The sequence below is a fragment of the Miniphocaeibacter massiliensis genome, assembly GCF_900232905.1.
Lineage (GTDB): Bacteria > Bacillota > Clostridia > Tissierellales > Peptoniphilaceae > Miniphocaeibacter > Miniphocaeibacter massiliensis.
In genome coordinates this window covers 38,498-65,487 of record NZ_OCTQ01000006.1, presented here as the reverse complement: position 1 = coordinate 65,487, position 26,990 = coordinate 38,498, and the positions used below count along the sequence as shown (strand labels likewise).

General features: G+C 30.1%; 30 protein-coding genes. 2 read left to right on the top strand and 28 right to left on the bottom strand.

Going from position 1 to position 26,990, the window contains the following annotated elements:
* Positions 1–4: 4 nt before the first annotated feature.
* The 12 genes from CS899_RS09920 to CS899_RS09865 all read right to left on the bottom strand — a co-directional run bounded on the left by CS899_RS09920 (position 5) and on the right by CS899_RS09865 (position 9,906).
* Entirely contained in the window at positions 5–337 is a 333-nt protein-coding gene (locus tag CS899_RS09920; protein ID WP_100066047.1) for a hypothetical protein, read from the bottom strand.
* 112 nt (positions 338–449) lie between these two features.
* The gene (locus CS899_RS09915) at positions 450–1,061 is read right to left on the bottom strand and encodes a hypothetical protein (RefSeq protein ID WP_129582302.1); all 612 of its coding nucleotides are present in this window, start codon (positions 1,059–1,061) and stop codon (positions 450–452) included.
* A gap of 82 nt (positions 1,062–1,143) precedes the next feature.
* On the bottom strand, positions 1,144–1,887 hold the full coding sequence (locus CS899_RS09910) for a hypothetical protein (protein ID WP_100066045.1): 744 nt from the start codon (positions 1,885–1,887) through the stop codon (positions 1,144–1,146).
* 102 nt (positions 1,888–1,989) lie between these two features.
* Positions 1,990–2,775 carry a DUF5067 domain-containing protein gene (locus CS899_RS09905; protein ID WP_100066044.1) on the bottom strand — a complete coding sequence of 262 codons (786 nt, stop codon included), beginning with the start codon at positions 2,773–2,775 and terminating at the stop codon, positions 1,990–1,992.
* A 125-nt stretch (positions 2,776–2,900) separates the two neighbouring features.
* Positions 2,901–3,692 carry a hypothetical protein gene (locus tag CS899_RS09900; protein ID WP_129582301.1) on the bottom strand — a complete coding sequence of 264 codons (792 nt, stop codon included), beginning with the start codon at positions 3,690–3,692 and terminating at the stop codon, positions 2,901–2,903.
* 10 nt (positions 3,693–3,702) lie between these two features.
* Complete coding sequence (locus CS899_RS09895; protein WP_100066042.1) at positions 3,703–4,191, bottom strand: hypothetical protein; 489 nt, start codon at positions 4,189–4,191, stop codon at positions 3,703–3,705.
* 188 nt (positions 4,192–4,379) lie between these two features.
* Positions 4,380–4,673, bottom strand: a complete 294-nt coding sequence (locus CS899_RS09890; RefSeq protein WP_100066041.1) for a hypothetical protein — start codon at positions 4,671–4,673, stop codon at positions 4,380–4,382.
* Positions 4,674–4,749: 76 nt separating this feature from the next.
* Positions 4,750–6,342 carry a phage portal protein gene (locus CS899_RS09885; RefSeq protein WP_129582300.1) on the bottom strand — a complete coding sequence of 531 codons (1,593 nt, stop codon included), beginning with the start codon at positions 6,340–6,342 and terminating at the stop codon, positions 4,750–4,752.
* Between the two features lie 20 nt (positions 6,343–6,362).
* Positions 6,363–7,724 (bottom strand): PBSX family phage terminase large subunit, encoded by a 1,362-nt coding sequence (locus tag CS899_RS09880; RefSeq protein WP_100066039.1) that lies wholly within the window; start codon positions 7,722–7,724, stop codon positions 6,363–6,365.
* 142 nt (positions 7,725–7,866) lie between these two features.
* Positions 7,867–8,616, bottom strand: a complete 750-nt coding sequence (locus CS899_RS09875) for a hypothetical protein (protein WP_100066038.1) — start codon at positions 8,614–8,616, stop codon at positions 7,867–7,869.
* Positions 8,604–9,089, bottom strand: a complete 486-nt coding sequence (locus CS899_RS09870; RefSeq protein WP_100066037.1) for a Panacea domain-containing protein — start codon at positions 9,087–9,089, stop codon at positions 8,604–8,606. The genes CS899_RS09875 and CS899_RS09870 overlap by 13 nt, the downstream gene beginning before the upstream one ends.
* A 178-nt stretch (positions 9,090–9,267) precedes the next feature.
* A complete protein-coding gene (locus CS899_RS09865) occupies positions 9,268–9,906 on the bottom strand; it encodes a hypothetical protein (protein WP_100066036.1) in 639 nt (212 codons plus the stop codon).
* Positions 9,907–10,502: 596 nt separating this feature from the next.
* Between CS899_RS09865 and CS899_RS09855 the strand changes: the two genes are divergently transcribed.
* The gene (locus CS899_RS09855) at positions 10,503–10,910 is read left to right on the top strand and encodes a hypothetical protein (RefSeq protein WP_100066034.1); all 408 of its coding nucleotides are present in this window, start codon (positions 10,503–10,505) and stop codon (positions 10,908–10,910) included.
* A 504-nt stretch (positions 10,911–11,414) separates the two neighbouring features.
* Here CS899_RS09855 and CS899_RS09845 read toward each other — a convergent pair.
* The 5 genes from CS899_RS09845 to CS899_RS09825 form a co-directional block, all read right to left on the bottom strand.
* A complete protein-coding gene (locus CS899_RS09845; protein WP_100066032.1) occupies positions 11,415–13,823 on the bottom strand; it encodes a glycoside hydrolase domain-containing protein in 2,409 nt (802 codons plus the stop codon).
* A 221-nt stretch (positions 13,824–14,044) separates the two neighbouring features.
* Positions 14,045–14,302 carry a hypothetical protein gene (locus tag CS899_RS09840; protein WP_100066031.1) on the bottom strand — a complete coding sequence of 86 codons (258 nt, stop codon included), beginning with the start codon at positions 14,300–14,302 and terminating at the stop codon, positions 14,045–14,047.
* 59 nt (positions 14,303–14,361) lie between these two features.
* Entirely contained in the window at positions 14,362–14,925 is a 564-nt protein-coding gene (locus tag CS899_RS09835; protein WP_129582299.1) for a helix-turn-helix domain-containing protein, read from the bottom strand.
* A 154-nt stretch (positions 14,926–15,079) separates the two neighbouring features.
* Entirely contained in the window at positions 15,080–15,853 is a 774-nt protein-coding gene (locus tag CS899_RS09830; RefSeq protein ID WP_164995913.1) for a Cof-type HAD-IIB family hydrolase, read from the bottom strand.
* Positions 15,854–16,110: 257 nt separating this feature from the next.
* Positions 16,111–18,390 (bottom strand): ATP-binding cassette domain-containing protein, encoded by a 2,280-nt coding sequence (locus tag CS899_RS09825; RefSeq protein ID WP_100066029.1) that lies wholly within the window; start codon positions 18,388–18,390, stop codon positions 16,111–16,113.
* An 83-nt stretch (positions 18,391–18,473) separates the two neighbouring features.
* On the opposite strand from CS899_RS09825, the gene CS899_RS09820 reads away from it, so the two are divergent.
* Positions 18,474–19,421, top strand: a complete 948-nt coding sequence (locus tag CS899_RS09820) for a helix-turn-helix transcriptional regulator (RefSeq protein WP_100066028.1) — start codon at positions 18,474–18,476, stop codon at positions 19,419–19,421.
* Between the two features lie 143 nt (positions 19,422–19,564).
* Here CS899_RS09820 and CS899_RS09815 read toward each other — a convergent pair whose 3' ends face one another.
* From CS899_RS09815 to CS899_RS10895, 11 genes are all read right to left on the bottom strand, one after another.
* Positions 19,565–19,855, bottom strand: a complete 291-nt coding sequence (locus tag CS899_RS09815; protein WP_100066027.1) for a hypothetical protein — start codon at positions 19,853–19,855, stop codon at positions 19,565–19,567.
* Positions 19,856–19,925: 70 nt separating this feature from the next.
* Positions 19,926–20,525: a hypothetical protein gene (locus tag CS899_RS09810; RefSeq protein ID WP_100066026.1), complete on the bottom strand. Its 600-nt coding sequence runs from the start codon at positions 20,523–20,525 to the stop codon at positions 19,926–19,928.
* Between the two features lie 102 nt (positions 20,526–20,627).
* Entirely contained in the window at positions 20,628–21,155 is a 528-nt protein-coding gene (locus tag CS899_RS09805) for a hypothetical protein (RefSeq protein WP_100066025.1), read from the bottom strand.
* 75 nt (positions 21,156–21,230) lie between these two features.
* Positions 21,231–21,626 carry a hypothetical protein gene (locus CS899_RS09800; RefSeq protein ID WP_100066024.1) on the bottom strand — a complete coding sequence of 132 codons (396 nt, stop codon included), beginning with the start codon at positions 21,624–21,626 and terminating at the stop codon, positions 21,231–21,233.
* A 139-nt stretch (positions 21,627–21,765) separates the two neighbouring features.
* Entirely contained in the window at positions 21,766–22,593 is an 828-nt protein-coding gene (locus tag CS899_RS09795; protein WP_100066023.1) for a hypothetical protein, read from the bottom strand.
* A gap of 34 nt (positions 22,594–22,627) precedes the next feature.
* On the bottom strand, positions 22,628–22,867 hold the full coding sequence (locus CS899_RS09790) for a hypothetical protein (protein ID WP_100066022.1): 240 nt from the start codon (positions 22,865–22,867) through the stop codon (positions 22,628–22,630).
* A gap of 161 nt (positions 22,868–23,028) precedes the next feature.
* On the bottom strand, positions 23,029–23,451 hold the full coding sequence (locus tag CS899_RS09785; RefSeq protein ID WP_100066021.1) for a hypothetical protein: 423 nt from the start codon (positions 23,449–23,451) through the stop codon (positions 23,029–23,031).
* Position 23,452: 1 nt separating this feature from the next.
* Positions 23,453–25,708 (bottom strand): cell wall-binding repeat-containing protein, encoded by a 2,256-nt coding sequence (locus CS899_RS09780; protein WP_164995912.1) that lies wholly within the window; start codon positions 25,706–25,708, stop codon positions 23,453–23,455.
* A 233-nt stretch (positions 25,709–25,941) separates the two neighbouring features.
* On the bottom strand, positions 25,942–26,376 hold the full coding sequence (locus CS899_RS09775) for a sigma factor-like helix-turn-helix DNA-binding protein (protein ID WP_100066019.1): 435 nt from the start codon (positions 26,374–26,376) through the stop codon (positions 25,942–25,944).
* A gap of 39 nt (positions 26,377–26,415) precedes the next feature.
* Positions 26,416–26,832, bottom strand: a complete 417-nt coding sequence (locus CS899_RS09770) for a single-stranded DNA-binding protein (protein WP_100066018.1) — start codon at positions 26,830–26,832, stop codon at positions 26,416–26,418.
* Positions 26,825–26,986 carry a hypothetical protein gene (locus CS899_RS10895; RefSeq protein ID WP_164995911.1) on the bottom strand — a complete coding sequence of 54 codons (162 nt, stop codon included), beginning with the start codon at positions 26,984–26,986 and terminating at the stop codon, positions 26,825–26,827. Before CS899_RS10895 ends, CS899_RS09770 begins: the two co-directional genes overlap by 8 nt.
* Positions 26,987–26,990: the final 4 nt, after the last annotated feature.

Here is a 26,990-nt window from a genome sequence, read left to right as displayed (position 1 = left end):
CTTACTACTTACCTTCTTTATATTTATGGCTAAATACTTTCAAGAATATTTCTTCCACTTCCTTAGGTTCTAAATCGTATTTCTTACCAACTTTTTCTTGAGCATCATTTGAAATCTTTTCAAGTATATTAGCCGTTTCATCTGAAGAACTCTCGCTATAACCTTTATCTATATACTCATTTTTTGCATTTTCTAAAATTTCTGAATAATACTCTGCAACTTCAACTTCATCTTCGGTAGGAACATCTCCCTTGCTTCTTTTTACCTTGTCACCACATCCGCTAAAAACAACTGCTATTATAGTAGTAAGTAATAATATTCTAAAAACTTTTTTCATAAAACTCTCCCTTACATAATATCCATAATCATAAAACAATTAAAACTCTTTTTACTAAAAAAGCTACTCAAAAGTAGCTTAATATCAAATTAAATTTACTGTTTTCTATAAATTACTCTAATCCAAGTTGTGTCTTAATAGCAACAACTCCATCATTAAAGGAAATTCTTATATTAGTATTATCTTCACCATAATACACATAAGCAGAAGTAGTAAAATTATTTAAATAATCTTCAGAAGTTAAAACTCCATCACCTAAAATATCTTTAACTTCATCAACAGACATACCTTCTTTAACTTGTTCAAACATCTTTAAACTAAGGTGGTTACTGGCATTTACAAAACTAGTAATTAAATCAGATTGATTCTTCCCACACAATTTATCATCTCTAAAAGTAACTTGAACCTTTCCATAGTACTCATAAATAGTAGAGCGTTTTGATTTAAGTGTTTCCTTGCCTTTTTCACCAAGAATAGAATCAACCTCTTCTTTTTTCATGTCTTTTTTCAAATAAAGAAACTTACTACATATATCATGATATTTTTCTCTCTCTTTAATATCTTCCAAACTCTCAGTACTATCTACTACACTAGATTCACTAGTTTTAGTTTCTTTTACCCCTAAAGTTTCTTTTATATTATCATTGTCATCTTTGCCTTTACAAGCTGTAACGACAAACACCATAGACATTGTCATTGCCAAAATTAACAGATACTTCTTCAAAAGAATACCTCCAACCATATTAATCAAACTATACTTCATATTGTATAATACTTTAGCAAAAAAATATACTCTATTAATGAGTCTACTTCAATATGTCCTGTACAATTTTGCCATCTTTTGCAAGAATCAAAGGATTATCTTTTTTGTTCTTATAAACAAGTTTTACAAAATACCCCTCTCCAACATAATTAAAAATATCATTTGTAGAAACAGTTACAGCTTGTCTTAACATCTCACTATCGACATTCTTACCTTCTTCAACAACAATAAAAAACGTATTAGAGTTCTCGTCATACTCAGTCTTAACAAAATCTATACTAGTTGAATTAGCTCCCTCAACATACTGCTTAAGAAAAGTATTAGCATCAGATTTTTTAGAAGGATTGTTTTTTAAATACTCCTCTAAATTATCCTCTACTATCTCTCCATCTTTAGCCACAACTAAATTACTATTAGAATCGTCTAAATAATACATTCTTATAGTAAAACCTTCACCAACAGCACCTTTGAAAAATTCACTAATACTCTTAATTCCATTTCTTACATCATCAGGGTTTTCTATAGCAGCAACACGCTGTATAACAACTTCAACAACCTTGTTCTTTTCATCTAACTTTGTCTTAATTAAACCATTAGAAGAAGAACTGTACTCGCTTAAATACTCCTTAGCAACCTTTAGCTGATTTTCTGAAATTTCACTTTCCTTATTTAATACTTGTTCAGTACTTTTTGAAGTTTCTGAAGGCTCACTACTATCTTTACCGCTACTACAAGCAGTTAAACTCATTATTAAAATTAAACCTAAGGTTAAAAATTTTCTATTCAAAAATAACCCCTCCTGTATAATAAATACTATTATATCAGAAAAGGCAAATATAATTTCTATAAAATTGTATAAAAAAAGCTACCTTAATTGGTAGCTTAAAATTTAATTTATTGTATAAATTTTTTCAAACTTATCTCCTTCTGACCACAAATCAATAATCTTCACATCAGAAGTATCATCAGATAATTTATATCCTACAATAAGGTCTATCTCCGCTCCTGGTTTAATTTTTTTAGAAAGAATATCTGAAGCACTTACTCCGTAAGAACTAGGTAAACTTCCGCTAGCATCTTGCAAATTAACAACAGTAGAACCATCATCTTGAACAACATTTAAGTCAGTAATAAAAGAAATCCAAGGATTCATGGCTTCATTACTTTTATTTTTATATGTCATCTTCAATACCACTATCTTATCTCCAGTATATTTTTCTCTAGAAATTTCTGCACCTTCAAATTTATAATAAGAATCATCTGTTTCATAAGAATTTGGCTTATATCTATCTTTGTGTTCTTTAAAGAAGTCTTCTGTATTATCTTTTTCAATTTTACCGTTTTTTCCAGATACTATAATAGAATCTTTTAAATCTTCATAATAAACGGTAACTTCAAAATCTTCCCCTATCTTCTCTGAAATGTGATTACTATATGTTTCAACATTCTCTCTAAGAGAATCCAAGTTAATTATTTGGGTAGTTTCTGGAATAATCATATCAAAAGTTCCTTTTTCTTCGTCAAACTTAAACTTAAAAATTCCATCTGCATCCTTCTCTAATTTTTCAGCATACTCGTTTAATTTCTTTTTTTCTTCATCCGTAGCTTTCTTACCACCACAAGCAGTAAGTGCCATCATCATTATTAATCCTAAAATCAATAATTTCTTCTTCATATGTAAACCTCCTCGATATTTTTTCTACAATTATAATATAACATATCAGGAAAATATTTTCATCTTTAGAATTCACATATATATTCAATAATAATTTTCATAAAAAAAGCTACCCTTTAAGGTAGCTATTCCATAAAATTACTAACATCTATAACTTTTCCATCTCCATAAATAACATGGCCATAGTAAAGTTTATCTTCAGTTTTAGAACCGTCATTACTATAATAGTCATAACCACTACTAATATGATGTGAACTATCCTTTAACTCACTATCTCTGTAAGAATCCTGAATAACTAGAACTCCTTCACCTAAAATACCTTCAACTTCTTCTTTGGTCATTCCAATCTCTACTTTGTCAAACTTTTCTTTCGAAATATCATTTTTAGGATACTGGTGAAAACCATCTTGTGATTTATAGAATAATTTTCCATTTGCATCAAAACAAACCGTAATACTCCATTTGTAATTTCTACCTTCTCCCTCTCTTCCCAATATTTCATCAACTTCGTCTTTAGACATTCCCTCTTTTAAATCATCAAATTTTTTAGAAAAAATATCCTCTCCTTGAATTTGATTGTAAAGTTTGTTCTTTTCAAAGAGTTTGTCGTACTTAAATCCTACATCTATATTCCATTCATAAGTAAAATAAACTGTATCTTCATCATAACCATATTCTTCTGGTTTTACACCCAAAATTTTATCAACATCTTCTTTGCTCATTTCATCTATTTTCAGCTCCAAAAACTTTGCATAAAGTTCGTCGTTTTTTGCAGCAGTATACTCTCTTTTGTAACTTTCCAAAGATTCAGTCCTAGACTCTGTACTATTAGATGTACCTTGTTTTTTAGCATCTTTATTACAAAAAGAAAGCACAAATACCATCATAAATATTAAAAATAACAATCTTTTCTTCATAAAAACTCCCTTAATAAAATAATTTCTCAATATTACCTACAGAATAAGAAAATGTAATAACCATTATAATAATTAGTAATGGAATAATAATAAAAGTCAAAAATAAAATATCACTTAAAACTTTACATTTAGGTATAATTGAATCCCTCTTCTTACCAGCATAAAAATACAATAAATTCTCTTTGTTATTATAAAATTTTACAGCACCTCTTCTAGTCTTAAAAGAAATTTTGTCAACTTTGTCGATTCCTTCTCTCTTTACATAAGCGTAATGTTGCCTTCCATATCTCAAACTACCTTTACTTTCCAAGCCAACAACCTTACACTCTACTAAATTATCCTTCCTTATTATATAGATATATTTGCAAATAGTATAAATAGTTAACATAGTTGCTACTGTAAAAAGAAAAAACGGAACATACAAATAAGAAAACACAACAATAATTAGCACTAAAATCTTCTTAAATAATTTCGTTAAAAACCCCTTATATATATCCATAAAATACCTCTGCTTAAATTAAAATATAACCTTCAACAGCTTATTCTAACATAAAAATAATTTATTAACCTCATCGCTGCACCTAATTATACTATTATTTAAAAGTATTTTTTCATAAATCATATTAAATTCTAAAACAACCTTTAACTTATATCTAAAAAAGGTCGGAAAATAAATCCAACCCTTCTTTAAAACATATTAATAATACCAAACTTGTTTAGACCTATAGTCGCTAAAACACAAATGTTTCCAAGTACCGAAACCATAATAATAGCAAACCTAAAAGTCCAAATCTTATATCCCTTATATCCATTTACTTCTCGCCTACCCTTGTAGCCAAAAGCTGCAAAAATAGTTAAAATAGTTAACACAACTTGAGCAATAAGAGTTAAGAAAACAGCACTCTCTGACAAATTCCAGTTTGCATTAATGTAAAAATTACCAAGACTTAAAAGTCCAGTTAAAATCGCTAAAAAAACCATGCTTCCTCCTAAACTTTACTTCCTAGTAATTATATCCAAATACCTTTTTAAAATAAATACTATTTTACAGTCTTAACTATTTTTTAACCTTTTCTTTTTTAATATCCTTAGAATTATCCACTGCCTTTTCCTCTTTTACTTCCTTATTAATAGGCTCTTCTTTAGCCTTTACCTCTACATTTTCTACTTCTTCACCTTCATTTTTCACTTCTTCGACAACAAGTTCTTCCTCTTCACCGTTTTTCTCAAACTCCAACTTGTCCAACTCGTCCTTAACATCATCAACCCAAGAAAGTAGAGAAATTAAAGTAGACTTAGAAAGCTCACCACCAGAATCAACAAAAGACTTAACCTCACTCCAGTAGTCCTTAGGAACATTCTCCGTAAACTCAATCTGTAAATCCTTAGGGTCAACAAAAAACTCACTCACCTTAGACTTAACAGCATTAATAAGACCATACCTCTTTTTAATAGCCTTCTTGTAATAACTCTCCTTAGTAGACCTTAACTGCTCAACACCCCAAAGCTTGTACTTTTGAGCCTCACCACTTGCCACCTGAGAAAAGCTCTCGTCGTCCAAAGAAGGAGTTAAAGTGTACTTGTGAATATCCGTTTCAAGCCTTTTCTTGTAAGCTTCCGTTCCAGCAACATCATACTGTTTGTAAATATAATTAGCGTCAATCTTGTTACCGCCACCGCCAACAGAAACACCACTCTTTAAAATTAACATATTAGCGTCCTTGTCATACTTAAGACCAGTACTGTCCAAGTCCCCACTAATAACAAGAAGAGCCTCATTAAAATCAGTCATATAATTAGCAGTATCAGCCTGTGCAAAATCATACAAATCAATTAAAGTTAAAACTTCCTCAAAGTCCCCAGTCCTAGTTTCATTATTAAACCAGTCGATAATTTGAATCTCTTCCCTAATATTTTCCTGAGTCTTTTCCTCGTCAATAAAAACCTCAACATTATCAGTCGTAGTTTCCTTACAATAGTAAACCGCGTCCTTAGTGTAAAGTTCAATATTAATAATTTCCTTTTCGTCCTTAACATACCTAGGACAACGAACCGCCATAATAGGACGTCTTTCAACAGTATTGTCATAAATCATAAAAGTTTCAAAAACAGAAGACTTAGAAATTTTGTCCTCGTCATCTTCATTTCTATAATGCAGTTCAAAAGCCCTGCCATACACAGAACAGTCGTACCCTAAAGAAGAATTTAACTCGTCAATATTATTAACCTCAGAAACCTCCTTTAAAACATCAGCCTCTTCATCGTTAATATTACCGTCTTTCTCCTCATCCTCCAAAGAGCCAACCTTCTTGTTAGTAACCTTAACAGGAATACCAAACAAATAACCAGTGTTAATCTTAGAAATATAACCACCAAAATTGTGAGCAACCCTATAATCTGCCCTTTCCCTGTTCTTTCTCGAAAGCCTGTGCATAATACCGTAATTCTTACCATTAGCATAACTTTCCAAAATCTTTAACCTTGGAACCTCAACATTTAAAAACCTCTCAACAAACGTTTCAATATCCTTAGTATTACTTAACAAATCCTCAACATTAGAATATAAAAAAAGCTCGTTACTACCCTCAGGAATATACACATTAGTAAACAAGCTCTTTGGAATATTCATATTTCTTTCCCATTCATTCACTTTATACAAAACTTCACCCTCTATCCAAAAATATTTCTTAACTTAATCTCATTGCCTAAACCGTCCGAAGTAGGTAAAAGCCTACCAATAAAATCCTCAAAAGAATACTCAAAAGCATCCAGAGTATCAATATCAGAAGAAAAATCGTCCAGCCTAGAATCCTCCAATCTTTTAGGATCCCAACTCGCCATACACAAAGCCTCCACCAAACTGTCCGACCCCTTAACAACAAAAAATCTACCTTGAGCAATTAAAGAATTAACCGCCCTAATCCTACCAATAACACTAGACTTTCTCGCAAGTTCAACAACAAGCCTAAACCCCTCACGAGCCAAAGCGTTATTCATTCCCCTAATCAAAACAGACTCAACATTATCAGCCTTAATAGAAGAAATAAACCCATAACAATTTAAAATCTTTCTAACAAAATCAATAAAATCCCTGTTTAAATCCTCAGGAGAACCAGGTTCAACACGAACACTGTCAAGAACAACCAAATTCCTAAACCCCTTGGTAATGCCAGACGCAACAAAAGCGTGTTTCGACTTGTCCCCGCCAAAATCCACGCCAATATTAATAGACATTAAATTGTTACATTCACTAACTGTAAAATCGTCAGGACTATCAGCAAAAGACCTGTAAATAAGACCTTCAGCAATAACCCTTAAACCTAAAATATCCCTTTTATACCAAATACTATTAGAATCATACTCCGACTCAATCTCCAAAACCCGCTCTGGAGTCAAAGTGTTGTTATCCCTAATAGTAAAATGTTCATAATTAATACCACTAGGAAACTCCCCACGTTTCTGTAAATCCAAAAACCTGTCAATATAGTCCTCATAAATCCAGTGCTTAGGATGGTCAGGGTTTAAATCCCAAAAAAACCTTCTCTCCTTAGACACCAAAGTACGAGCAATCATCTCCTTAATAGAATCCTTGTGGTGTAAATTCACTTCCGTAGAAATAACCTTCTCGTAAGTATTTCCCCTAATACGCTTGTAACTGTCAGCCTTAGCACCACCAGCAAAAACCACAATCTTTTCCTTGAAACCAGTAGAAGCCCCCTTAATAATAAGAGCCTCGTTGTTCTTGTACTTGCTCCAGTTACATTGTCCACGAAAAATACTCTCCAAACCAAAACCGTTACAATCACCAATATTTAACTTGGCATTACCCACAGTAGAACCAGTAGCAAGGTGAATACGCTGACTTGACCGCATAATATCATTAGCAAAAGCAAAAACATTGTCAACAGTCTTACCCGCCCTAACAGCACCCTCAGCAATATTGTAAGTATTTCCCCTGCAATTTCTTATGTAATTTTTGTGCTTGTCAGAAAAAATAAAATCCAACGTCTTACGCTTCTTAATATTATGCATTCATATCACCTCACTTTTATAATTCACAGCTTCGTTAACCAAATCAAAGATTTGGACTTCGCTGTATCTGACCTACATCGCCTTGCAAAATATTCAAGTCGTGTTAGGTCATTAAAAAAACAACCTACCATTGTAGGTTGTTTTATCCAATAATAATAGATAGTATATAAGTTGTTATTAGTACCATAATTAAACTAAATATTGAAAAATCCAATATCTTTTTAAGTCTATTTTCTTCTATATCTCCATGAATTTTTCTCATTATGCTATATATAGTATATACACTAATTATTAATATAATATTAGTAGCAGCCATTACACCTATAACATTATAAATAGTTTCAAATTTTTCATATGATCCTGCAAATATTGATGCATTAACTGAGATTATTGTAAATGCTGTAAATATTAAGGTTGTTACACCTATAACATCTATACTATGTTTCTCCAAATTTTTTTCTATTTTTTTGTATTTATTCTCTATTTCTGATTGAGCTATCTTATTTTTACTAATAGTTTCTTTCAGTTTATTTTCTGCCATTATTAACTTTTTTTCATACTCACGAAATTCTTTATCTGTTCTTTCTTTCCTTGTTTTTTCTAATATTAAATGATCATATAACTTATTTAATGCTTGTAGTTTCTGTTCATTCTTATCCTTTATTTCTCCTAACCATTCTATTAAATATTCTACACTCTCACTTTTAGCTTCATAAACAAAATCAGATATCTCTGAGTAATAATGTTTATACTTAATTTTATCTATACCCCAATAAAATAAAATTATCTCTCTTTTACATTGATTTTTATACTCTTCGTCTTCTCTAAATTCATCGCTATCTGTAAGTTTTAATTTCTCACCAATTCCTTCTTTATATATTAATACTCCCATAGCGATATTTCATCCTTAAAATATTCTCTTATTTTACATTTTTCAATAATATCACTTCTTTTAGTACTTTCCCAAGGAGCTTCATTATGAGTTTTTTCTACTAAGTCAAATGCTGTAAAATCTTTATATCTATTGTATATTTCTCTAATTATTTTTCCATCTTCTTTACATATAATATCTTCTGGATTAAAATTAATATAATCAAAACTTTCTATATCAAATTTCTCTTCTACTCTTTTTTTTATATCTTTATTTATATTTATTTTATATTCATCATAAGCTTCTTTTACAACTGGACCATAATCCCATGCAAGTATATCTTCTTTAAAAGCAGGTTGGTCTTTTTCTTTATAAAATTCTCCTTGAATATAATATAGTAATTTTTGTAGTTTCAAATTAGATATAGGATTTCCTTCATCAATAGCATAATTTATTAAATATGCTGCAATATCTAATACATTATATATTTTCATTTTAAAACCTCCCTCTCTTTTGATTTAAAAGTATCTATAGTATATACGAACTAAAGTTCTTATGCAATAGTTTATAAATTTATTTGTAACTTCAAGATATTAATTTTGTTATTCCCATTTCAAAATTAATATCTTCTATCTTCCAAAATAAAAAAACAACCCTTTCGAGTTGTCTAATCTATTTTTCTTCTGTTCTTTTAAACACATTTAAAGACAGTCCTATATCTCCTTTAAGGTCTCCAGCTCCCATAACCAACATAGTTTTTTCATCAACAAATAAGTAAATCCCTTGAATATTGTGTCTAAAATCTTTACTTGGTTTACCGTCTGCATCAGTAAAATATTCTTCCATTCCCTTAGCCATACCTAAAGTATTTATAATGTAGTAACAGTTGTCTAAATTTTCAACCTCATAACCAAAATGTTTTATATAATTTTTTATTTCTTCTTCAGTAATAAACTTGTCATATTTAAGGTTGTACTCGTCTAAATAACTTTCTAAGTCGTTAAAAGCAACAGTTGGTCCTGAAATTTTTTGAATATTATTATTTTTAACACTAATTTTTTTACCGTACAAAGCCAAAGACAGTTTATAATGAATTTTCACCGTATCATCATCTACATTTCCAGCCTCTAAAACTTTTCCATCTTCTATAGTTACAAGAGAATCTTTGTCCTCAAGGTTCCAATAAATATACGTCTTTTCTCTTTCCCAAGTACCATTAATGTCAATCTTCTTGTCCTCTTCTTTCTTACTTGCACAACCAGTAAAAAACACTAATAGTAGAAGTAAAAAAACTAATAATCTCTTTTTCATAAAATCTCCTAAAAAATATAAATATATTTAGTATATTATACACAATATGATAAATTATATCATATTCATACCTGCATCCAAAGACTACAAGCATATGCTACAATATCATTAGGTGATGACATGAATCTTAAAACTATACTTAAAAATCCAATAATCAAATTTTCTTTAGGCTATTTATTATTTAATTTTATAATAATAGGCTTAATAATATTGTCTGATAATCTCTATCCACCAGATAAAACCTCTGAATTTCCATTTCCAAATAATTTTGTTTTTTTTATGAGCTTATTATATATTTTTGGTATTTTTGATATCGTTTTTTATTCTATTTTTATTAATAAAAAACTTGTAAATTACAAAAAATCTACACTTAAATTTATAATTATTTTTCTAACTATACAAACTCATATATTATTTTTTCTTATCTATACTAAAACTGAACAACCTTGGCTCCTTTTCAATTCTTTCATTTTTTCAATTCCATATTATTTAGAATTTTTAATAATCTATTTTATCAAAAAAAGAAGCTACCTAAAAAGATAACTTCTTTTTTACTTCCAAAACACACCTGTGTTACAATATCATTAGGTGATGACATGAATCTTAAAACTATACTTAAAAATCCAGTAATAAAATTTTCTTTAAGCTATTTATTATTTAATTTTATATTCCTTGGTGGAATATACTTACTAAAAATAATACTTATCCCCGAAGATGCACAAGGTATAGATTTACTTGGTCCAGATTTTTTATTCATTATATCTATACTATATAGTTTAGGTTTTTTTAACATAATTTTCTTTTTTGCTTTTATTAATAAAATTTTTATAAATTATGATAAGACTATTTTAAAATTTATAATTGTTTTTTTAGCTATATATTTGCATTCATATTTTCATTTTATCAATAGTATGAATAAAACAGCTATAATTTTAAAACATTCATTTTTATTATCTTTGTTTTACTATGCTGAATTTCTAATAGTCTATTTTAGAAAAAAATAAACTACCTAAAAAGGTAACTTATTTTCTACTCCTAAAACACACCTGTGTTACAATATCATTAGGTGATAACATGAATCTTAAAACTATGCTTAAAAATCCAGTAGTCAAATTTTCTTTAGGCTATTTATTATTTAATTTTATAATAATAGGCTCAATAATATTGTCTGATAATCTCTATCCACCAGATGAAACTGCTGAATTTCCATTTCCAAATAATTTTGTTTTTTTTATGAGCTTATTATATATTTTTGGTATTTTTGATATTGTTTTTTATTCTATTTTTATTAATAAAAAACTTGTAAATTACAAAAAATCTACACTTAAATTTATAATTATTTTTCTAACTATACAAACTCATATATTATTTTTTCTTATCTATACTAAAACTGAACAACCTTGGCTCCTTTTCAATTCTTTCATTTTTTCAATTCCATATTATTTAGAATTTTTAATAATCTATTTTATAAAAAAAAGAAGCTACCTAAAAAGATAACTTCTTTTGTATTATATTGCTTTTATATATAAATAATTTGCAAATGCATTACAAGCAGCTATCTGTTCTTCTTCTGTTGAATCTCCTGCTAATTCTAATAATCCAAATTTGTAAATTCCTTCTAAAAACCCTGTCATCTTTACCAGAATATCTTCATCTAATTTATTAATGTTGGAAAAATCCAATCCGTCATATTTATACTGTGAATATCTCTTAGATTCACTTACAGTATTATAGTATTCTCTCATTACACTGCTTAAAGTATGTGCACTATTTTTTCCATCCAAAAGTTTAGAAAGTGCTATAGCATCGCCATCATCACACAGGTCAGTATAATTACATCGAATTTTTAATTCAAAATTTGCTCCATTTTTTTCAAAATATGGTGACAATTTACTCGGATGTGCTCCTATTAAAGAATTAGCCACTCTTTGCAAATCTAAATTAGGATATTTTTTCATATAATTGTGAACATCGCTCATTCCCGTTGCCAAGTCACCGCCCCAGCCAGTCCAAAAATCTGGTGCTGGACTTGCTATACTGTAGGCTAATGTAGTTAAAGCTAAATGTGCAACGTCATTTAATCCACCAATATTATCTTTTACATCGTTTCTTTTGGCTCCAATAAAAGGCTCTAATTTATTTACTAATTCTTTCTTTCTGTCGTTCATAAAAGAATCAAATATAATATCGAAAGGTTCTACAGATAATTCAAATTTAACATCTTTAAGATAATCTTTACTTAAATAATTTAATACTCCTAATTTAATATCTTTTGGAGGAAATTCCTTAGCAACATGATGCTCCAAATAATCTCCCTCTTTATATTCTTTATAAGCTAATTCTAACTCTTCTATAAGTGAAATAGCATCAAATATAGTTTTTGAAACTCCACTAGTATCTGGTTTAGGTGGAATTTCATAATTTATGTCATATTTTCCCACTGTATCACAAGCTGGAATTCTACCACTGTATGCAACCTTGTCTAAATCCCACTTTCCACCGTATCCTTTTATCTCGTGGAACTGGTCGTAGTTCCAGTTGTTTGGTATAGGAAAACCTAAGTTTCCACTAAAACCTGTTGACATGTCTGACACAAAACTAGAAACTGAAAGTCCTTCCTTTGCAACCCTCGTACAAACATTTCTCGAAGCGTAAATACCAACATTATAAGTATCAGAAATATAATCGTTTATTCCTCTAAAGTAAGGAATAATGTGAGAATCAACTTGAACGTCCATTATGTCCATATCGACAGCAAAGTAAATAGTCGTTTCAGGAATATCAAGTCTAACTGCTGCTTCTGTAGCTTTTATAGCATGTTCTTTTCCTTTTGCATAAGAAAAATCACTTAATTCTCTTGCACTTTCTTGGAAAATAGGAAAATACTTAAGCCCACCTTTTACTATTCTATTAAGTTCTCCATCTCTAATCTCTTTAAAAGAACCCCCTGTTAAATACCTTCCTACAATCTTGTATCCGTCAGCTTTTAACTTGCTTAGTAACTCGTCAGTAATTTCAAATCTTGTATCACAAGCATCTGCTTTTCTGTTAGGGTCACCCTTACTAATAAATAAAGACATCCAAGTAGTCTTATCTAGAATGCCTGTTTGAGGTAAACCATAATCTTTTTGAAAATCATTAATATTAATAGCTAAACTAGAAGACCAAGTACTACTTGGAGAAACATCATAACCGTTACAAATAAGTGCCGTTTGTGCCAGCCAAACCCACTCACTATAAGAAGATGCATTACTAGAAGAAATAGTTACAAGTTTACTAGTAGTCCCTGTACCAAAGTTTCCAGTAGCTTCACTAGGGCTAAAACCTTCAATCTTTTGTAACACCTTAATCAAAGCCTTGTTCATCTCTCTACCATACAAGCCGTCACATGGTATAATTCCAGTGTAATTCTTGTAATTTCTATTAATAGTCTGCTGTAAATCACGAATAGCAGGCTTTCCACCATATCTAGTCAAAAGAACAAACTGGTTCATAGAAAGCAAAGCTTCCATTATCTCCAAAGTAACAGTAGAATCACCAGAAAGACCCATGTCGCTTTTTAACTCTTTAATAGCATTACCAGTACCACTATAAAAATCCCCAGTTATATGAGAGCCCGTTGAATACCCCTTACACCACAATGCACCTTGAATAATAGAATAAACATTGTTAGTAGTTTTATCCGTTGAACTTTGTTCTTTAATGCCATTAGGATACTTTTCCTTAAACTTATTTTTAGTACCAGTCCCAAAATTAGCTGCAGTTTGTGCAATACCAAGCTCAATTTGAAGTGCTATAATAAGAGTGTTAATAGTGTTCCACCCAGTAAACCCATCTTCTGAAACCTTCTTGTACCTTGAATCTCCACCATATGTCTTGTTCAACCACTGTTGCGTTTCTAAAACCATTTCGTCCATTAAAATACCTCCTGCTTTTTTATACTAAAAAACCTCGTAGAACAATTTCTACAAGGCTTTAATATATCTTTTTTTATTAAATTCAAATAATATTTTCTAGTTATACAAATTCAATGAATAATTTTTAATATTCTTTATCTAAAATTACTTAAATTTACTATATACAACTTCTAATACTATCTTTATCAAAAAAAGATGCTTTCTGTTAATATAACTTATTTTTATTCTTCTTGTTCATCTTTAATTATCTTTATAATCTTATTCCCATAGTCAATTTCCAACGAACAATAATAGGTCGACATATCATAAATACGTACATAAGATTCTTCAATTATTCCATCAAATACCTCTTCTCTATCCAATGTAACTGCCTTTATTACAACTTTATTCCCATTAGAAAATACTTCTAGTTCAAATCCTTCTGAAATTAAGATCCATCCATTAAACATTTCTTTTTTGCTTGTTTTTTCCTTGCTCATAAAATCCTCCTATATGCTTATAGATTACTTATACCTGCAATAGCTAAAATCAAACAAAATCAACTCTCTTTTCCATAAATCGCTTCCTCAATCTCTGTCAAATCTTCAATCTCTTCAGCAACACCTTTAATCTTGTTAACTTCTGCCTTTTTCTTTTCAATCTCAACAACTAACTTTTCGTTTTCAAGTACATTCTTAGAAATTAGAAGTTCTTCCTCATAGTCAGAACACTGCCTGTCCTTCCAATTTCTAGGATTTCTGTTCTTTAGCCAAAAAATTTGAGCCGTTCTGTCAGGAGGAACGTGTTTTTTAACCCGTTTAGTTTCAACCATTTCCATCTCCCCAGTTTCAGAGTTTTTCTTAAGCTCCCTTGTAACCTCTTCATAGTCATACCCTAAAGCCTTTCTATACAAAGCACTTTCTACGTGTAAATCACAATACTCTTTTCCTTTTTTTAAAGCATTGTCTATCTTTTTGTACTTCTTTCTCCAGCTGTAAAGAGTATTTACAGCAATTCCAATCCTTTTAGCTATCTCTTCGTCAGTAAAACCACTTCTAGCCCAAGCCTCTAATAATATTAAATTGTCCTTTTCTAGCCACTCCTCGTACTTTCCCTGAGCCATTTAACCACCCGTTACACCAATACTTTCTATTTAAAATCATTTAAATTACCTCATTATTACTCTCGTAAAATCAATAAATTTTATACCATTCTAATAAAACTTTAAGTAATCTTTTACAATAAAAAAGCAGCTCCTTAAGCTGCTACAATAAAATCTATATTAAAAAATTACCCTCTAAATCAATATTTTCAATTAACCAATTTGCTATACCGTCATTCTCGTTAGAACCACAAATATAGTCAGCCACTTTCTTAACTTCATCCAAAGCATTTTCCATAGCAACACCAACACCGCAATTTTTCAACATGTCCAAATCATTTAAATCATCTCCAAAAGCAACAACCTCAGAAACATCAATATTCCAAAAATCAGCTAACTTAGAAATAGCTTTAAATTTAGTAGCTTCCTCATTCATAATTTGAGCAAGATTGTCCCTGCTTACAGTCATATAAAGCCCTTCTGGAATTAAACTCTCCAAAAACTTAACATCTTCATTACCAGAAACAACCATATACAACTTTTCAACATCTTCTTCTAAATTAGAAAAATCTACAATCTCGTAATTTTTAATATTACCCCACTCTTTATTCACATCAAAATCAGCAAAATGCTTGTCACCAGTAACAGCTGCAGTCTTAAGACCATAACTACTAGACTTTAAAAGAATATCTCTTGCTATGTCCATAGAAACACGCTTCTTGTAAACATAACTATCACCGTTAAAAGCTGCTGCCCCGTTCATAAGAACATAACCACTAAAATTGTAATCTGGCAACATAACCTTAACAGAACTACCCCTTGCAGTAGCATACGCAACCTTAAAACCATTACTTTGGTACTTACTTAAAGTCTTAAGCGTAAAATCAGAAATAGACTTGTCATCTCTAAATAAAGAACAATCTAAATCCATAACAATCATTTTTACCATAGCATAACCTCCAGTTATAACTATCATCTTATTAGCAATATTAATACTTCTCATATTAATTATACATAATATAAATAAAAAATGCACTTTTTTATAGTTCCTGAGCAAAACAATTATAACTAGTAAAATATTTTTTATTAATTTTCTAAACTTTTTCTAATTGTATTATCCCACAACTCATTTTCAAAAAGAAGTGTCCACACAAGACAGAAAGTGACAACATAATAATAAAACAAAAATAAACTATAAAATACCATTTATTTATTCTTAAGTATATTTTTATCTAGCATATACTTTTTTAAATATTTCCCAGTTAACGAACTTTTTGACTCTATAATATCACATGGTATTCCTTCAAAAATAACTTCTCCACCATCTTGACCAGCTCCTAATCCCATATCAATTACCCAGTCAGCTTTAGTAATTACATCCATACTATGTTCAATAACAATTACAGTATTTCCCTTATCCACTAAACAATCCAATACTTTCATTAACCGTTCTATATCAGAAATATGAAGTCCTGTAGTAGGCTCATCAATAACATATAAATTTCCTTTCATCTTTAACTCTGACGAAAGTTTTAACCTTTGCAACTCCCCACCAGATAAAGTATCTAAAGACTGTCCCAAAGTAATATATCCTATTCCCACTTCTTCTAATCTTCCTAATACATCTGAAATTCTAGTATCAACAAAAAACTTTCTCGCCTCTTCAACTGTCATTCTTAAAACTTCATCAATGTTTTTTCCACAATACTCATACTTTAAAACTTCATCTTTATACCTTTTTCCTTCACATGCATCACATTTAGTTGACACTGTATCCATAAAAGCAAGTTCAATATAAACTTTACCAAGTCCCTTGCAAACAGGACAAGCCCCTTCTGAATTGTAGCTAAACAATGATGATTTTACGTGGTTTTCTTTTGCAAACAACTTTCTAATATAATCAAAAATACCTGAAAAGGTAGCAATATTCGAACGTTTTGAAACATGTACTTCCTTTTGATTTATGTTAATACAATCTGGATATTGTCTTACTAACTCTTCATTTACAAGAGTGCTTTTACCAGACCCTGCCACTCCTGTAACCACAGTAAGAACACCCTTAGGAATTTTTACACTTACATTTTTTAAATTATGTAGTGTCGCATTCTTTACTTCAATATAACCTTTAGCTTTTCTAATAGAACTCTTAAAATGTACTTTATTGAAAAGATTTCTAGCTGTTAAAGTATTTGCTCCCTTTAACTCATCGTAACTTCCTTCAAAAACAACTTCCCCACCTCTTGTTCCCGCAAAAGGTCCCATGTCCACAACATGGTCAGCAATTTTTATAATATCTGGGTCATGCTCCACAATAAATACAGTATTTCCCTTATCCCTTAACAATTTTAGTAAATTATTAATCTTGTCAATATTATATGGGTGTAGACCAATACTTGGCTCGTCAAAAATATACAACACATCAGAAAGACTACTTCCCAGTTGCTTTACAATCTTAATTCTCTGAGATTCTCCTCCTGAAAGCGTTACAGTTTCCCTGTCAAGACTTAAATATCCCAAACCAACAGAAATCATCTGCTCCAAGCTTTGTTTAATTGTATCAATCACCGTTTTTAAAGTAGGACTGTGAATCGAACACATAAACTTAAATAATTCATCTATCTGCATAGCTGTACAATCAGAAATATCCTTTCCTTCAACCTTACAAGACAAAATAAGATTATTTAATCTCTTCCCCTCACATACTGGACAAACACCTTTTGTAACTATTTTACTAATCTCTTTTCTATAATTCTTCCCCTCTCTGCTTTCTTCTCTCAAAAAACTTCTTTCAATCCTTGGAATTATCCCCTCATACACACCACTTTTAGGATAACTTGGTGCTTGATTTTTTAACTTATAATTATTTTCATACAATAACAAATCCAACTCTTCCTTGCTAAAATCCCTTAACTTCTTACTATTATCAAATAATCCAGAATCAATGTAGCGAGAAATACGCCAACTATTCACCCCAAAACCAGGAAATAAAATAGCCCCCTCATTTAAAGACTTGTCTTTATCTATCAAAGCATCGACATCTATAGTCTTTACTTTTCCAATTCCACCGCATCTTTCACACATCCCCTTTGGATTATTAAAAGAAAATACATCTGAATATCCAACAAACGGATTTCCCATTCGAGAATACAACAAACGTAACATAGAATAAATATCAGTTATAGTACCTACCGTTGAACGTGCATTTCCTCCCATACGCTTTTGATTAATAACAAAAGAAACAGGCAAACTCTCAATTTTATCTACATCAGGCTCCCCATAATAAGGCAATCTGTTTCTTATATAACTACTGTAAGTTTCATTTAGTTGACGTTGAGACTCTGCTCCAATAGTATCAAAAACAAGAGAAGACTTTCCAGAACCAGACACCCCCGTAAACACCGTAATCTTCTTTTTTGGAATCCTAACAGTAACATTTTTCAAATTTTTCTCCCTAGCTCCAGAAATCAAAATATAATCTTGACCCATATAACCCTCCTTGTAAAAATAATAAATAAATTGTATCATTTAAATATGACAATAAATGACATATATAGAAAGAAAGACCTATCATGAAAAAATCACAAAGACTAGTAGAATTACAACGATATATAAACACAAAAAAAGAATTTACAGCCCAAGAAATTGCCAACGAATTTAATATTTCCATAAGAACAGTACACAGAGATATGCTTGAACTAGCAGACTTAGGAGTATATTATTATACAAAAAAAGGTTGCAACGGCGGGTACCGCTTGCTATCCACAAAACTACTACCTCCAGTTAACCTAACCGAAAAAGAATCCCTTGCTGTTTTCTTTGCCAGTCACTCACTAACATACTACACATCACTTCCTTTCGACATAGACTTAAAATCCGTCATGAGAAAACTATACGAAAACTTGCCAGAAGATAGCAAAAAAACTGTCGACAAAATGAAAACCATACTATTTTTTAAAAATAAAAAACGAGACGTAAAAAATGACCACCTCTCAAAAATACTAGACTACTGTGGAACAAATAACATCTTTGAACTACAATACAATTCCATCTCAGAAGTAAAAAAATATAAAATAGTCTTCATTTGCCTGTATAGTGAAAATGGATTTTGGTATGTTCCCTCTTTAGACCTAAAAGAAAATAAAATCAAACACTACAGAGTTGACAGAATACTCCAAATAGCAGAAACAAACCAAAAATATGAGAATATAGACAAATTAGTAGAAAAAAGCTTTGACTTTACTAACTTTGAAAATCCCATTAAACTTTATGTACAACTAACTAAATTGGGAATTCGAGCATGCAAAGATAACCCTTACCTTAACTCAAATATTAAAATAGACAAAAACGGCGAAAGTGGATTTCTAACTGAAATAATAGATAAAAAAGACATAAAATTTTTTGGAGATTTTTTCATACAACTATCTAAAAATGCTATTGTTGTAGAACCACTAGAAATGAAAAGCTATATCTATGAAAAAGCCCTAGAACTTAAAAACATATATGAAAACCATAAATAAAAATTAGAGGGAGTCAATTTCCTCCCTCTACAAATCTTGACATCAAGCTATCACCTTCTAAAAATACTCCTTATTCGCTTACTTACAACCTTGAAATTAATAAAAATTTGACTGCTCTTGGTGGTTACACTCTCTATACCTGTTTACATAATATAAATTTCAGTATACAATTCTCCATTAATAATATCTTTCAAATAAATACCATCTATGTTTAGCTCATCTACAAATTTTAATAACCTATCCCTATCTTCAAAATCACATATTACTACTTCAATACTTACAGACGATGTTACTATAAAATGCCATACAGAACCATCTACACTATTTTCATTAGGTCCATTAACTATCCCAAACTTAGCTCCATTAAATTCAAAATCCATTTCATGACCTATTACTAAATCTTCCTTAAAATTATCAAACGTATAATCAGACATATACTCATCTCCTTCCTTAATAATTGTCATAATCAATCTAAATCTTGGTGGTTACACTATCTATACCTGTTTACATAATATACAATTCAGTATGCAGTTCTCCATTAATAATATCTTTCAAAGCGATTCCATCTATATATAATTCGTCTACAAATTTCAATAGCCTTTCCCTATCTTCAAAATCGCAAATAACTACGCCAACATCGACATTTGATAATATGCTAAAATACCATACTGCCTCATCTACACTATTCTCATCAGGAATATTAATTATTGAAAATCCTGCTCCATTAAACTTAAATTCCATTTCACGACCCATAACTAAATCTTCCTTAAAATTATCAAACGTGTAATCCGACATATACTCGTCCCCTTCTTCTATAAATTCTGTACTCGACCTAACATCATTTTTCCAAATATGTTTGTGAGGAAACTCCATACTTCCAGAGTGAAAATAATCTATATCTATCTTAGCATTCCCCTCGTCATCATAAAATCTTCTTTGCACAAACTTTTCATTTACAATCAAATTATCAAAAGTATTTTTGTAGCTTCTTTTTTCTAAAGCATTTCTAGTTTTTTTAACTTCCACTTTCTCTATTTTTTCTACTTTATTCTTTCTACTCCTTCTACTGTTCTTTTGTTTTTTTCTCGTTTTACTCTTTTTCATTTTATTCACACCCATATATTTAAAATTCTATACCTTTACTAGCTTATTAAATAATAAAACCAAACTTCAAAAAATAATTCTCCTTAATAACCCTACAACAAACTAATTTCCTTCATAACCCAAAATATTTTTAAATAATTCAGCCTTTTCCTCTTTTAAAACATATGTACTATCAGAGTTCCAAAAATTAATATAAGAATTACCATCCTTATCGTCTAAAAATACAGCTAATAGATATATTGATTCTTTATAATCAACTTCTTCATCCTCTTTCCAAGTACTATCCCCACCAGCCAACACATAGTACATTTTTTCAAAATCATCAAACACTATTTCGTCTGTATATAAATTTAGATTTTCAATACTTTTAGTACCTAACTCATCCCAAATACTTGTAAAAGATTCAATAGAAACTTTGTCATCAATTACCTTTATAGGATTCGTATTCGGAAATTTATAAGGATCCTCTTTCTCCATTTCATATAGTTCAAGCCTTTTTATCTCTGCCATATCACTACCTATATCTTCTTCAACACTATTTGCCATATATTCTACATATAAAAATAACCCAACAACCATTATTATCGCAGCCATAAAAATACTAAACCTTAAAACATATTTTTTTCTCATACCTTATCACCACTTCTAAAGAATCACTAAATTACAAATTTAAGATAAAAATCAAAACTTCCCCTATCTGTAAAATTAATATAAACCACTTTCCTTACCATTGTAGACTATCAACTCAATTAACCTGGTTTGAAAATACAAATACTCATGGTGCTGGCTTTCACCATCATCTTCCTCATAGTAAAAACCTTCAACTTTCCCCAGTTTGTTATACCTGTTTTGATATAACTCATCTAATATATCCATAAAATCCCCACGCATCTTAACCTTCAAAAGTCCCCTTCTAGTAGTTAAATCAAACCCTTTTCCAGTATAATCCTCAGCCTCTCTTTTTAAAAAACTGTAAAATCCAGGGTATTTATCTACCAAATCAGAAACTTCACCATAAATATGATTAAAATAAATAGTTATAGGAATAAATAAAATTAATAAAACTACTAATATCTTCTTTACATGCTTTGTACTTTTCATCTATTCAAAATCCTCAATCCATTAATATTTAACACCTTACCAATATATACAAATAACAACTATCTTTCGTTACAAAAATAGGAGAAGAATTAAATCTTCCCCTATTTGTAAAATTTAATATACTCACAATCTTACCATATTACCAACCTGTTCTATTCTCCTTAACTACCTCACCTGTTATCTCGTCTAAAATATAGAATCCTAATATTTTTTCTTCTTGAATATCATCTTCGCTACTACTATTTACACTTTCATAATATACAAACTCAGTTTTATTTTCTTCAAAAAAGTTTTCGTTATAGATAAGCCTTTTTGTATGGGGTTTCCCAGTATTTTTTTCATTTTCATTATAGACAATCATATACAATTGTCCTTTAGCAGTATAATCAAACTCTTCGGTGTCAGTAACTTTCTCCCCCTGCTCTTTTAAATAATTAAAAACTTTTATGTACTGTTCGCTTAATTCCTTGTCTTTATCTTCCACTTTAATTTTTTCAAGCTTCTTTTGTTCTTCTTGTTCAGCCTTTTCACTGTTAGTTTCTTCTTCTGGGCTTATACTAGGTTTATTTCTGTAAATGGTAGATTTTATTTCTTCAAATTTTCCATCTTTGTAGTATATTTTAAACTTATTCTCAATCTGTTCATGTCCTTTTAAAGTTATTAAAGCATATTCTTTATCCCATAATACTTTCCAATTATTTTCGCTTAAAAGTATACCTCCATTAGATAATCTCATCTTTTTTAGAGTTTTTACCCTATCATTTTCAAATACAATTTGTATTTCTGATGGACCAACTAAAAATGATTTTCCTATTTCTTGAAAATAAATAGATTTTTCTTCATTGTGTTTCTCATCTATTGTTACAACTCTATATTCTTCGTAATATATAATTATAGCTATTATTATTGTGAGTACTAGTAAAATAATACCTAGTATTCTTAAAAAATTAATTAATTTTTCTTTCATACTCCCCTTAATAACACCTCTATTACAATTCCCTCTATATCCAACTTTTACTATATTTCAAATAAAAATGTAGAAACATATGTCCAAACCAGCAAAAAACTATAAACACCACAATAGAAACTGGAAACATAACAAATTTAACCACTTTAGGAACTGGTCTTTTAACTATCTTTTCAATTATTTCAATAAGTATCCCATCTACAGTATCCCATGCATACCATAAAAGCCCCGCTATAAGAACAATCATTAATATTAAAGTAAATACTGACTTCATAATTTCATCCTATTATATATCTTTAAAATTTAAATATAATCACACTTATTTTGAACATTATACCATACTACAAATAAAAACTATCTTTCGTTACAAAAAATAGGAGAAGAATTAAATCTTCCCCTATTTGTAAAATTTAAAATAACCTTGATTTTATACTATTAAAAATTATAAAATATATCCAAATTTTTAAATTCAGTCCACTCTTTTTTGTTTTTCTCATTTTCTGTTAATTCTATAGCTTTATCAATATAGTGTGTTGCAATTCTAAGAGCATCTGGAAAATATAAGTGAACTATTATAGTAAAAGAAATAACATAATAAACATATGCCAATTCTTCTCTATTTTCTTCTATATTATCTTCTAGAAAATGTGCTTGGTTTAATAGTTTAAAAAAAACATTATTAGTGTCTATTCCCCATTCTTGAAAATCCATAATTTTCATACCTAAATAGTCATCATTTAATATTTTAAATACATCTTCTTTATTTATTGGCGGAGCCCACCAATCTAAAAAATGAAATACTTCTTTTTCTTCATTGTAATAATCATCAATTTTTTTATCTATCTCTTTTTTATCCATTCTATCTTACCCACCCATTTCCAATATCTATTCTTCCGTTTGGGTATTTTCTAAAAGTTACTTCTACTGTCCTACCTTTTATACGTAGCAATCTCTTTCTAACACCTTTATGCGGAAATTCTCTTCCTTCTTTCATTACTTTTTTCATCATTTTTTTAATTTTTTCCCACCTACTTGGATCATTATTCCCTCCATAAAATGAATGCCATTTATGTTTCTTATGCATTATTTTTCCAGCTTTTCCACCCTTTGAATATCCGCCTAGCCTACCTATAGCTCTATCTACTTCTGCATTATACCTAATAGTATTTCTTCTTGCTCTTGCCTTGTTTGAAAAGAAATTTACTGTAGAATTCCAAATTCTAGACCCAACTTTTACTATTTTCTTTCTATTTTTATATACAATATATGTTGTAGCTGCAACTATTAATACTACTGTACCTACACCTGATATATAAACAGATGCTGTAACTAGTACAGAAAACAACTCTTTTAAATACTGTGATAATTTTATATATTGTGAGGATAATGTTGCAAGTTTGCTCTCAATTGTTTCTGTATCGTCATTTAATACTTCTAAAATATATTGTGAATTATTTACACTAACAAAATCTTTAAATTGTTTTATATCCTCTATTTTTAAGTTGTTTGTTAATTCGATTTCCTGTGAACTAAAAGTCTTAATAAGTGGCTCTTTATCCTCATAATTATCTATTTCATCAGATAATATCTCTTCTGCAGATTGTACATTTTTGACTACTTCCAATAAAGTTTCAGAATCTGTGTTTTCTACAAAATCTTTTACTGCTTCTACAGTTTCTATTTGTACTTCTTCATGGAATATTATATCTTCATCACTTGTTTCGCTCAAAATTTCTTCATATTCATTAGAAGATATCTCTTTGCCATTCTCTAAAATAATAGTCTCTCCATCATCGATTACTTCTTCTTTAACTCCTAATACTGCAACCCAGTGATGTTTATTTACAGAGTTTCTTTCATATTTATATCCTATATTAATATACTTCAAAGTTGGGTCATATATATTTCCATAGTCTGTTTCTTTCCACTGCTCAACTATTCTTGATGGCTCCATTTCTCCTAAAGCAATTTCTTCATATATACATTCAGTATCTATTCCTAAAAAAAGTTCCTCTAACTCTCTATCTCCTTCAGAAAAATTAACACTCACTTCACCTGCCCTTATTTGAGCACCTTGACTCATATCATCACGCCATTCTAGCAATTTGAGTCCTTTTTCTTCTCTTTTTTGATTTACTAAATTAAATACTTCTTTTTTTACTGCTTCTACATCTTGTACTTCGCTTGACGAGTACTTCACTAGTTGTTTTAATTCATTTTCTACATTTGTAGATACCACAAATGTTCCACCTAATATTATTACATTTTTTATATTTGGATTACTCTCAATATAAGTTTTTGTTTGTATAGGTAATTCATTAGCCTTTGTCAATAACAATACTGAATTAGTCATTCCTGCTATAGTTGAAGCTGATAATGCATCTGGAAAACCTGTACCTGTAGCTATTATAACAGTATCTATATCTTTGTTTAAATATGTTTTGTACCCTCTAGCTACTGCTGCAGCTGTTCCATACCTGTCTGCTCCTTGGAATCTTACTTTTTCTGATGTTGTTTTTGGTACTGCTGCAGTTCCACCAAAAACATATTTAGGTAATAGCCCATCTTTATATGGTACTAAATGAACATTATCCATCTTTCCTACAAATGGAGCTGCCGCTAATGCATCTGGAAAGTTTGTTCCATTCATTGCTGCTGGCTCTGAAGTTTTTCCACTAAATTCATTTCTTTTTCTAGATATCGCCATTGCTGTTCCATATCTATCTGCGCCAAAAATTCTTTCAGCAAAAGCACCTGTTGTTTCTTCTATTTCTGTAGCTACTTCTTTTGAAATAGCAGCTTCTCCTCCTATAACATATACTGTGCTTACTCCCAGCCTAGCTATTTCTTCTAATGTTCCTTCTGTTATTGAATCTTTAGAAGCTAATAACAAAGGTGCTTTCAACTGTGTCGCAAGAGTTCCTCCTGCTAATGCATCTGCAAAGTCATCACCACTTGCTATTACTGCATACTCTGAACTGTAGTAAGTTTTTTGACTCGCTTTTACAGAAGTGTCAAATTTATCATTTCCTGCTATTCTTACTACACTACTTCCTGTACTACTTGCCTTTGATATATTTGGTAATATTAATGTTGGTACTATGTTAAGTAACATTACCAATACCATTGTAAAACTAGTTATTCTTTTTTTTATTTTCCTTACTCCTTTTTATTAAAGTATTCTAATTATACTACTTTAAATAATTAAAGGGTTACAGTCTGGTTACAATCGTTTTCTTTTTTAAAAACACCTTCATTCCCTAAGTATCAAGCTATTTTATATTATTATAGAAAACGTTTTTTATTTAGTTATTGTCGATTCAACAAAAAAGACACTCTTCGAGTGCCTTATAATTCCAAATTCTTTATCGCTTCTTTATGTCGTCTTTTTATTGTTCTTTCACTTAAAAACATTCTTTCTGCTACTGCTTGTATTGTGTATTTATCATAGTAAATAAGTTTTAAAACCTCTCTATGTTCGCAGTTTTCCAGCTTTTCAATTGCCTCTTCTATCCTATTTGTCAAAATCTTCTTGCGTCTAATATTATTTAGTAAAATCTTAACCTCGTCTAAGTACTCGTCAACGTAGTCTGTAAACTCCTTTGCTATTCCACCTTTTGGCATGTCCGACCAAATAGCACTTTTAACGCCAGTCATACTCTCCATTCTGTCTTTTAAATACTTAATTCTTCTTTCTTTTCTTTCAATGTCTTCTTCCATATACTTAAAACTTCTTAAAAAATCTTTCTTTCTCTTATACTCTCTGCTTTCAAGTTCAGTCATTTAGCACCTCTTTTTCTTTAGCCCTATTCTTTAACCCTACTAAAAAGGAATGTCGTCATCACCTATTAAAAAAGCATCGTCTTCAAAACCATAACTATTTTCTGAAACACTTTCGTCTTTTTTAACACTTTCTAAAAACTCCACCCTCTCAACTAAAACTTCAGTCTTGTAAATCTTTCTTCCTTCTTTCTCAACAAAACTTGTTTGTAACTTGCCGTTAACTCCAACCTGACTTCCCTTGTCCATGTAACTCGCTATAAGTTCAGCAGTTTTTCCCCAAGCAATACAGTTAATAAAGTCAGCCGTTTGCTTGTTTAAACTTTCAAGCTCTCTTTTCTTCTCTTTAGACAATTCCCTGGAAATTGCAACAGTAAACCTGCACATAGCCTTTCCACTATTTGTGTATCTAAGCTCTGGACTTCTCGTAAGCCTTCCAATTAAACAAACATTATTCATTTAGCCCCTCCGCTTTAGTTCTACATTCTTCTAAATGCTTAATTAACCTTTCATTCTCTCTTTTTAAATACTTATTTTCAGTTTGTTGAGACGCTATTGTCATCATCATTAAACAAATTAACACCATTTCTATTATTGCTATACCTACTACCATTTCT